The organism is Frankia gtarii, from assembly GCF_025403375.1.
GTDB lineage: Bacteria > Actinomycetota > Actinomycetes > Frankiales > Frankiaceae > Frankia > Frankia gtarii.
The window spans coordinates 1-8,258 of sequence record NZ_JAMPTM010000289.1 but is presented as its reverse complement, the minus strand read 5'-3'; the positions used below and the strand labels follow the sequence as shown (position 1 = coordinate 8,258).

The window sequence follows — 8,258 nt, the reverse complement described above, 5'->3', positions numbered from 1 at the left end:
CCCCCTGACCGGAACGGCTGCGACGGTCGGCGTCAAGATCCGGATGGCCCCAGCTGGGGGCTACTCAGGTCTGCCACGGTCGGACCGCGGCGATGTGACACGAGTCTCGTGATACGCACTACAGTGATCTATAGTGAGGTCACACACCGTTACCCATGGAACGATGACGGTGTGGACCTCGCAGCCGATGACTGCGTCGCGGAGGTGGAGCCATGTTCGGTCTGACGGTGCGCTTCGAGGTTCGCCCGGATACCGCGGACGAGTTCGACGACCTCGTGGCGCGAACCGTGCCCCTCATCGCGCAGCGGGAGCCGGGAACGCTGATCTACACGACGCACCGCATCGCCGGCGACCCGAACGCCCGGCTGTTCTACGAGCTGTACCGGGACCGCGACGCCTTCGAGGAGCACGAGAACCAGCCGCACATGCGCCGCTTCGCCGCCGGCCGGCAGCACCTGCTCACCGGCCCCCCGCGCATCGAGTTCATCACCTTCACCACCGGTACCGGCGTCCCGGTGGCCACCGAGGCCTAGGACGAACAGGTCCGAACTCCGGACGGACGGACGGACGCCGGCCGGGCGGGTCGGCGGGGCGAGTGAACGCGGGTGAACGCGGTCGGGAGCGTGACGCATGAGGATCGGATTCATCGGCCTGGGCGGGATGGGCGCGGCGATGGCCCGCAACCTGATCGCCGCGGGCCACACGGTGCTGGTCTGGAACCGCTCCCCCGGGCCCGTCGACGAGCTGGCCGCGGCCGGCGCCGTCCCCGCCGGCATCGAGGAGGCGTTCGCGACCGGGACCGTGCTGAGCATGTTGGCCGACGACCACGCCGTGGCCGAACGCCTGCTCGACCCCGCGGTGCTCGCCGCGGCACCCGTCGGCGCCCTGCACGTGAACATGGCGACGATCAGCACCGCCCTGGCGGAGCGGGCCGCGCGCGAGTACGGCGAGCGAGGCCTGCGCTACCTCGCCGCGCCGGTGTTCGGCCGGACGCAGGCCGCTGCCGCGGGCAACCTCACCGTCGTGACCGCCGGCGACCCGGCGGCGATCGCCGAGGTGCAGCCGCTGTTCGACGTCCTCGGCCGGCGCACCTGGACCGTCGGCGAGACGCCGGCGCACGCCAACCTGGTCAAGATTCTCGGCAACTACCTGATCGCCTGTTCCATCGAGGCGATGGCCGAGGCGACGACCGTGATCGAGGCGGGCGGGCTGGACCCGGCTCTGTTCATCGAGGTGGTAACGGACAATCTGTTCACCGGCCCGGTCTTCGCCGGCTACGGCGCCATGATCGGGGCGAGGAACTACGAGCCGGTCAACTTCCGCCTGCCGCTCGGGTTCAAGGACGTCCAGCTGGCGTTGACCGCGGGCCAGGAACGCAACGTTCCCCTGCCCTTCGGCGGCGTGCTGCGGGACGCGTTCATCGATGCGCTCGCGCACGACCAGGGAGAACAGGACTGGGCGGCGGTGGCCGAAACCGCCCGCCGCCGCGCCGGACTCGCCTGAGGCGGCTCGCGCAGCCCCGGTCGCCGCGCACAAGCCCAGAAGCCGTCGCAGGATGCGGTGTGGCAGCTCGTGGGGTCGCAGGCTGAACGGCGACGAGTCCACTGGGCGCAGAGCAGGAACTGATGATGAGCGCAGCACCGTCCCGCCGTCCCGCCTCGACCTCATGACCAGGGCCGTCACCTTCGCGGCCCTGCTGGTGACCCTGTTCGCGGCACATCAGCTCGCCGATCACGTGCTGGGCCAGACCGATGCCCAGGCGCGGTTGAAGACGACCCCGGGCCCAGCCGGTTGGGCTGCGCTGGGACGACACCTGGCCGCCTACCACGCGGTCATCGTGGTGATGGTGGCGGTGACAGTGGTCGGGCTCGACCTGCGGCTGTCCGTGTCAGGGGCCAGCGCCGGGCTGCTGATCTCGGTGCTCACCCACGCGTTGTGGGACCGCCGGACCGCCGTGCGCTGGCTGCTGACCAGGACGGGTGGCGGGAACTTCGCCAGGCTCGCCAGAAACGGGATGAACGGCATGTACCTGGCCGACCAGTCCCTGCACGCGGCGTCGCTGTGGTTGGCGGCGCTGGTCGCGGCCCTGCTCTGAACCTCCCGAGGGCCCGCGGAGGCGCCCGGCCGTTCCTAGCTGCTCGACGCCGCGCCGCCGGATCCGTCCGACGAGTTCGCCCCGCTCGCCCCGCTCGACTCGCTCGACCCGTGCACGACGCCTGATCCGTGGTCGGAGCCGCCCGCCCCGCTCCAGGACACGTTGTCAACGCTGCCGGGCACGGACCATCGATCGTCGTCGGCGCCGTCGCGACCGGCGTAGTCCCACGACGACGACCATTCCTCCGCGGTGGGTTCGGCGGCGAGGTCGGCGCCCGGCCAGTCGAACCCGCCGCGGGCGAAGCCGAACGAGCCGCCGGCGGAGTGTGCGGACGCCGACCGCTCGGCGGCCCCGGGCGCCGGAACGAACGCCGAGCCGACAACATGCGGGATCACGAGCCAGGCAGTGATGTTGACCCCCACGACGACGAGGATGATGACAACCGGGACCAGGTAGCTGTACGCGGGCGGGAGCACGAGCGCCAGGGTGACCAGCCCTCCCACCAGGAGGGCGACCCCCGCGGCGACCGCGGCGAGGAACCGTGCCATAGGCATGTTCCTATCGCCATCGAGGTCGCGACGACCTCGATCGACGCCAACCCGACAAGCCTGGGGGGCGGTTTGATGGTGATCATCCCGCTTGCTCCGTCCGTCCTCGGGCGACGGCCGCACCGCAGCCGGTGAGGGGACGGCACCCGATCAGGGGCACGGTGTGCGGTGACGCCTCGGCATCTCCCGCTGGCTTTCGATGACCCGCCCGGTCCGCATCGGCGGCAATTACAGCATCTCGTCATCGTAGAGGCACGAAGAGAATGAAGAAACCACTCTCGATCCGAAAACGTGGACGGATCGTGTCCATTCGGCGCAGCGCCGCGGATCGGCCCGCGCCTCGCGGGGCAGCCGCGTGGGGACGCTCCGAGGCCGACGACCGGACTGCGCAGCCACTGGCTCGACGGTGCCGGTCGGAGCATCACCATGGATGCTCCGACCGGACGCCGCCGAGCTCGAGGATGCGACTGGGGCATCGCGGTTCGGGGACGGATGGGAACGACCCGGACACCTCAGCCGCGTCCTTAACCTACCTGCTCGATAGCTTGTAGTCACTGATCGATTACAGGCAGTTCTAGCGTACACCCCGTTTGAGGTCCCTGTACCCGTATGCCGCCGACAGTCGGGCACCTTTCGTCGCGGGACGACGATCGGGCCACATCAGATCATTCCTGGCCCGATCAGCCGAAAATCGAAAATTTTCCGGGGCCGCGGGGCCGCCCGGGGGATGTCGACCCCGCCACACATCGTCCGGGCCCAGCGCACTGGGGCCGTCACCTGGGTAGCAACGACGTATGACACGCGGCGAAGCCACTCGATCCGCCGGACAGATCGCTACGAAGTGCGACTTGTGCATGCTGTCCCGTATTGGACAAAGGTTTCGTGATGACACCCACAGGGTGAGCATCGGGATTCCGGCTTAGTCTGATCGCTCATGAGCGGCGCGCCGGTCGGGGTGTTCGACAGCGGAGTAGGCGGTCTCACGGTGGCCCGCGCCATTCTGGACCAGCTTCCACATGAGCCGTTGGTCTATCTCGGCGACACCGAACGGGCACCCTACGGACCACGCCCGATCGCCGAGGTACGCCGCTACGCCCTCGAGTGTCTTGATCGTCTCGTCGACGAGGGGGTGAAGTTGCTCGTGATCGCCTGCAACACGGCCAGCGCCGCGTGCCTGCGCGACGCCCGGGAACGCTACAGCGTGCCGGTCGTCGAAGTGATCATGCCGGCGACCAGGCGTGCGGTGGCGGCCACCCGCAGCGGCCGGGTGGGCGTCATCGGCACGATCGCCACGATCGGTAGCCGCGCCTACGACGACGCCTTCACCGCCGCCGCGGGCGTCGACCTGACCGGCGTCGCCTGCCCCGCGTTCGTGGATTTCGTCGAACGGGGCATCACCTCCGGGCGCCAGCTACTCGGGCTGACCGAGGCATACCTCGCACCGTTGCAGGAAGCTGACGTTGACACGGTAATACTCGGATGCACCCATTACCCACTGCTGACCGGGGTGATCAGCCTCGTGATGGGAGAGGGCGTGACGCTGGTGAGCAGTGCCGAGGAGACGGCGAAGGACACCTACCGGGTGCTCGCGCGCGACCGACTGTTCCGGGATCCCGAGCTACCACCACCCAGTCATCGTTTCCTGACCACGGGTGACCCAACGCTGTTCACCCGGGTGGGGCGCAGGTTCCTCGGGCCCGAGCTCGTCCAGGTCTCGGCCGTGGCGTCCGGGGAGTCGTCCCCGTCCACGCCGTCCACGCCGCCCACGCCGCCCACGCTGCCCGCCACCAGGACCACGACCACAGCCGTCTGGACCGCCCGAACCGCGGCGGATCAGGATTCCTCCCAGCAGAGCCCGGTGGTGCCACGGTGAAACTGACCATTCTCGGCTGTTCCGGCACGTACCCCGGGCCGAACTCGGCCTGCTCGTCGTACCTGGTGGAGTCGGACGGGTTCCGGCTCGTCCTCGACGCGGGCAACGGGTCGATGGGAGAACTGCAGCGGCACTGCGACCTACGCGACATCGACGCGGTCCTGCTCAGTCACCTGCACGGCGACCACTGCCTGGACCTGGTGGCGAACTCCTACGCGCGGCGCTACCACCCCGAGGGCATGCCGCCCAAGCTCCCCGTCTACGGCCCGATCAACACCCAGGAACGGCTGTGCGGAGCGTTCGAGAAGTGGCCGGACGACAGCCTCGCCGACATCTACGACTTCCGCACCATCGGCGCCGGCTGCCTGCACGTGGGGCCGTTCCGCATCGATCTCACCCGGGTGGCGCACCCGGTCGAGGCCTACGGCGTTCGGGTCACCGCGGAGGATCGGGTGCTCACCTACTCGGGCGACACCGGCGCGTGTGACCGGCTCGTTCGGCTCGCCCGCGACAGCGACCTGTTCCTGTGCGAGGCGTCCTTCCTGGACGACGAGGACAACCCGCCCGACCTGCACCTGACCGGCCGGGAGGCCGGCGAGCACGCGCGCAGGGCCGGCGTGGACCGGCTGGTGCTCACCCACCTGGTCCCCTGGGGCAACGCCGCCCGTTCGGAGGAGGAGGCGGCCGGCGCGTTCGACGGGAACCTGACCATAGCCGCACCCGGGGCCACCTTCGAGGTGTGATGCGGCCGGTCCGAGGCGGGCCGATAGTGTCGCGGGCGTGACACGAGTCGATGGCAGGAAACCGGATGAGCTCCGGCACGTGACGATCCTGCGGGGCTGGCAGGAGCACGCCGAGGGGTCGGCGCTGATCAACGCAGGGAAAACCAGGGTGTTGTGCGCCGCCTCGGTGACCACCGGCGTGCCGCGTTGGCGCAAGGGCAGCGGTCTGGGCTGGGTGACCGCCGAGTACTCGATGCTGCCGCGGGCCACCAACACCCGCAATGACCGCGAGTCGGTGCGTGGGCGGGTCGGGGGGCGCACCCACGAGATCTCCCGATTGATCGGGCGCAGCCTGCGGGCCTGCATCGACCTGGCGGCCCTCGGCGAGAACACCATCGCGATCGACTGCGACGTGCTGCTCGCCGACGGCGGCACCCGCACCGCCGCGATCACCGGTGCCTACGTCGCGCTGGTCGACGCCGCCCGCTGGCTCGGCCGCCCCGCGGCGATCACGACAAGCATCGCCGCGGTGAGCGTCGGGGTGGTGCGGGGCGAGCCGATGCTCGACCTCGCCTACACCGAGGACTCCACCGCGGACACCGACATGAACGTGGTGTGCACCGGAGCGGACGGGTTCGTGGAGGTGCAGGGCACCGCCGAGGGTGCCCCGTTCGACCGGGCGATGCTCGACCGGCTGCTCGACCTCGCCATGTTCGGCTGCGCCCAGCTCACGGAGATTCAGACCGAGGCGCTGCGCGGCCCCGCGCCGGCGGGCCCCGCCCGCCCGGAGGGGACCCGATGACCGCGAAGCCGACCGCCGGCGCGGACGCCACCGCCACCACCGACGCCGCCGCGGACGCCCCGGCCGGCTCGTCGAAGCCGGTGCGGGTGGTGCTCGCCAGCCGCAACGAGGCGAAGCTGACCGAGCTGCGCCGCATCCTGGCGGCCAGTGACCTGGCGGTGGAGTTGGTGGCTCTCCCCGACGGCGAGGAAGTAGCCGAGACCGGGACCACCTTCGCCGAGAACGCCCTGATCAAAGCGCGGGCGGCGGCCGAGCAGACCGGCCTGCCCGCCGTCGCCGACGACTCCGGGCTCGCGGTCGACGAGCTGTCCGGCATGCCCGGCGTGCGCTCAGCCCGCTGGTCCGGCCGGCGGGACGGCACCCGTGCCGAACGCGACGAGGCGAACAACAGCCTGCTGCTCGCCCAGCTCGACGACGTGCCGCCCGAGCGACGCGGCGCCGCCTTCGTCTGCGCGGCGGCCCTGGTCACCCCCGGCGGCGTCGAGCGGGTAACGCACGGGCAGCTACGCGGGGCCCTGCTGACCGGGCCCCGCGGCCAGGGCGGCTTCGGCTACGACCCGCTGTTCCTCGCCGACGGCCAGACCCGGACCAACGCCGAGCTGACCGCCGCCGAGAAGGACACGATCAGCCACCGCGGCCGGGCCTTGCGCGAGCTCGCCATCCTCCTCGGCGAGGTCCTGGCCTCCTGAGCCGGCGAATTCCCGTCTCTTCACCGCCCCCGGGCAAGAGACCCCAACAAGATCACCGAACCCCCACCGCGGCTCCCCCAGGAAGATCGCCGAAGGCGATCTGACGAAAACCCCGAACGGCCCCCTGGGTGAGGGGTCCCCGCAAATCGCCGGAGGCGATTTGCGGGGCTACGCCCACAGCTGGCCTTCGAGTGCCGCCTCGGCCTCCTCGAGGGTGCCGGCATAGGCACCGGTGGACAGGTACTTCCAGCCGCCGTCGCAGACGATGAGGGCGATGTCGGCCGGCCGGCCCTCCCGGACCGCCCGCTCGGCCTGCGCCAACGCCGCGTGCAGGATGGCTCCGGTGGAGATCCCGGCGAAGATGCCCTCCTCCTGGACCAGCTCCCGGGTGCGGCGCAGGGCCTCGCGCGGACCGACGGAGTAACGCGAGGTGAGCACTGACGGGTCATACAGTTCGGGCACAAAGCCTTCGTCGATGTTGCGCAGGCCGTACACGAGCTCCCCGTAGCGGGGCTCGGCAGCGACGATCGTGATGCCGGGCACCCGCTCCTTGAGGTAGCGGCCGGTGCCCATGAGGGTGCCGGTCGTCCCGAGGCCGGCGACGAAGTGAGTGATGGCGGGCAGGTCCTCGAGGATCTCCGGGCCGGTCGTCTCATAGTGCGCCTGGGCGTTCGCCGGGTTGCCGTACTGGTAGAGCATGACCCAGTCGGGGTTCTCCGCGGCGAGCCGCTTCGCGACGGCGACCGCCTCGTTGGAGCCGCCGGCGGCGGGCGAGTACCGGATCTCCGCGCCCCACATCCGCAGCAGCTGGCGACGCTCCACCGAGGTGTTCTCCGGCATGACGCAGACGAGCTGGTAACCCCGCTGCCGGCAGACCATCGCCAGCGAGATGCCGGTGTTGCCGGACGTCGGTTCCAGAACGGTCGCGCCGGGGGTGAGCAGGCCGCGCTTCTCGCCATCGGCGATCATCCACAACGCCGCCCGGTCCTTGATCGAACCGGTCGGGTTGTTCTGCTCCAGCTTCGCCCACAGCCGGACCTGCGGCGACGGCGACAGTCGCGGGAGCCCGACCAGCGGGGTCCGGCCGACCGAGTCGGCCAGGGAGTCGAAACGCATGAGTCGGACCTGCCGATCGGCTTAGTACTGACCGGCGGGGACGCCGGGTGAGCAGTCGGTGGAGCCACCGGCGACCGCGGGCAGGATGGTGACCTCGTCGCCGTCGTTGAGCTTGGCGTCGAGCCCACCGAGAAACCGCACGTCCTCGTCGTTGACGTAGATGTTGACGAACCGGTGCAGCTCGGCCCCGTCCTCACCGGTCACCAACCGGCCGCGCAGCCCGGAGTACCGGGAGTCGAGGTCGAGGAAGAGCGCGGCGACGGTGTCGCCCGTGCCCTCGACCAGCTTCGAACCTCCCGTGTAGGTGCGCAGGATCGTCGGCACACGGACCTGGACTGCCATGGTGCTCCTTTCGCGGGGGCCAGCGGTCGGGCTCGACCGAGGCGCCGCCCGGACGGGCGGAGGTGTTACGC

General features: G+C 70.6%; 10 protein-coding genes. 7 read left to right on the top strand and 3 right to left on the bottom strand.

The annotated features are described in order from the left end of the window. Window positions 1-212 precede the first annotated feature (212 nt). The 3 genes from NBZ83_RS27195 (at window position 213) to NBZ83_RS27185 (ending at window position 2,095) form a co-directional block, all read left to right on the top strand. Window positions 213-533 (top strand): putative quinol monooxygenase, encoded by a 321-nt coding sequence (locus NBZ83_RS27195; protein ID WP_261567126.1) that lies wholly within the window; start codon window positions 213-215, stop codon window positions 531-533. Between the two features lie 97 nt (window positions 534-630). Beyond that, the gene (locus NBZ83_RS27190; RefSeq protein ID WP_261567125.1) at window positions 631-1,503 is read left to right on the top strand and encodes an NAD(P)-dependent oxidoreductase; all 873 of its coding nucleotides are present in this window, start codon (window positions 631-633) and stop codon (window positions 1,501-1,503) included. Between the two features lie 163 nt (window positions 1,504-1,666). Beyond that, window positions 1,667-2,095, top strand: coding sequence for a DUF3307 domain-containing protein (locus tag NBZ83_RS27185; RefSeq protein ID WP_261567124.1), 429 nt, complete (start codon window positions 1,667-1,669; stop codon window positions 2,093-2,095). A 35-nt stretch (window positions 2,096-2,130) separates the two neighbouring features. On the opposite strand, the gene NBZ83_RS27180 is transcribed toward NBZ83_RS27185, so the two are convergent. Beyond that, the gene (locus NBZ83_RS27180) at window positions 2,131-2,643 is read right to left on the bottom strand and encodes a hypothetical protein (RefSeq protein WP_261576053.1); all 513 of its coding nucleotides are present in this window, start codon (window positions 2,641-2,643) and stop codon (window positions 2,131-2,133) included. A 934-nt stretch (window positions 2,644-3,577) separates the two neighbouring features. On the opposite strand from NBZ83_RS27180, the gene murI reads away from it, so the two are divergent. From murI to rdgB, 4 genes are read left to right on the top strand one after another with little or no spacing between them, the layout of a single operon-like run. Then, the gene (murI, locus tag NBZ83_RS27175; protein ID WP_261576052.1) at window positions 3,578-4,516 is read left to right on the top strand and encodes a glutamate racemase; all 939 of its coding nucleotides are present in this window, start codon (window positions 3,578-3,580) and stop codon (window positions 4,514-4,516) included. Next, complete coding sequence (locus NBZ83_RS27170) at window positions 4,513-5,259, top strand: MBL fold metallo-hydrolase (protein WP_261567121.1); 747 nt, start codon at window positions 4,513-4,515, stop codon at window positions 5,257-5,259. Before murI ends, NBZ83_RS27170 begins: the two co-directional genes overlap by 4 nt. 37 nt (window positions 5,260-5,296) lie before the next feature. After that, window positions 5,297-6,040: a ribonuclease PH gene (gene rph / locus NBZ83_RS27165; RefSeq protein ID WP_261567120.1), complete on the top strand. Its 744-nt coding sequence runs from the start codon at window positions 5,297-5,299 to the stop codon at window positions 6,038-6,040. Further along, window positions 6,037-6,729, top strand: coding sequence for an RdgB/HAM1 family non-canonical purine NTP pyrophosphatase (gene rdgB / locus NBZ83_RS27160; RefSeq protein ID WP_261576051.1), 693 nt, complete (start codon window positions 6,037-6,039; stop codon window positions 6,727-6,729). Before rph ends, rdgB begins: the two co-directional genes overlap by 4 nt. Before the next feature lie 168 nt (window positions 6,730-6,897). On the opposite strand, the gene NBZ83_RS27155 is transcribed toward rdgB, so the two are convergent. Further along, the gene (locus tag NBZ83_RS27155) at window positions 6,898-7,845 is read right to left on the bottom strand and encodes a PLP-dependent cysteine synthase family protein (protein ID WP_261567118.1); all 948 of its coding nucleotides are present in this window, start codon (window positions 7,843-7,845) and stop codon (window positions 6,898-6,900) included. A gap of 21 nt (window positions 7,846-7,866) precedes the next feature. Next, window positions 7,867-8,187: a MoaD family protein gene (locus NBZ83_RS27150; protein WP_261559494.1), complete on the bottom strand. Its 321-nt coding sequence runs from the start codon at window positions 8,185-8,187 to the stop codon at window positions 7,867-7,869. Window positions 8,188-8,258: the final 71 nt, after the last annotated feature.

Coding starts and splice junctions, on each gene's coding strand:
- murI (WP_261576052.1), top strand. CDS start 3,578: ATGAGCGGCGCGCCGGTCGGGGTGTTCGACAGCGGAGTAGGCGGTCTC.
- NBZ83_RS27190 (WP_261567125.1), top strand. CDS start 631: ATGAGGATCGGATTCATCGGCCTGGGCGGGATGGGCGCGGCGATGGCC.
- NBZ83_RS27180 (WP_261576053.1), bottom strand. CDS start 2,643: ATGGCACGGTTCCTCGCCGCGGTCGCCGCGGGGGTCGCCCTCCTGGTG.
- NBZ83_RS27185 (WP_261567124.1), top strand. CDS start 1,667: ATGACCAGGGCCGTCACCTTCGCGGCCCTGCTGGTGACCCTGTTCGCG.
- NBZ83_RS27155 (WP_261567118.1), bottom strand. CDS start 7,845: ATGCGTTTCGACTCCCTGGCCGACTCGGTCGGCCGGACCCCGCTGGTC.
- NBZ83_RS27195 (WP_261567126.1), top strand. CDS start 213: ATGTTCGGTCTGACGGTGCGCTTCGAGGTTCGCCCGGATACCGCGGAC.
- rdgB (WP_261576051.1), top strand. CDS start 6,037: ATGACCGCGAAGCCGACCGCCGGCGCGGACGCCACCGCCACCACCGAC.
- NBZ83_RS27150 (WP_261559494.1), bottom strand. CDS start 8,187: ATGGCAGTCCAGGTCCGTGTGCCGACGATCCTGCGCACCTACACGGGA.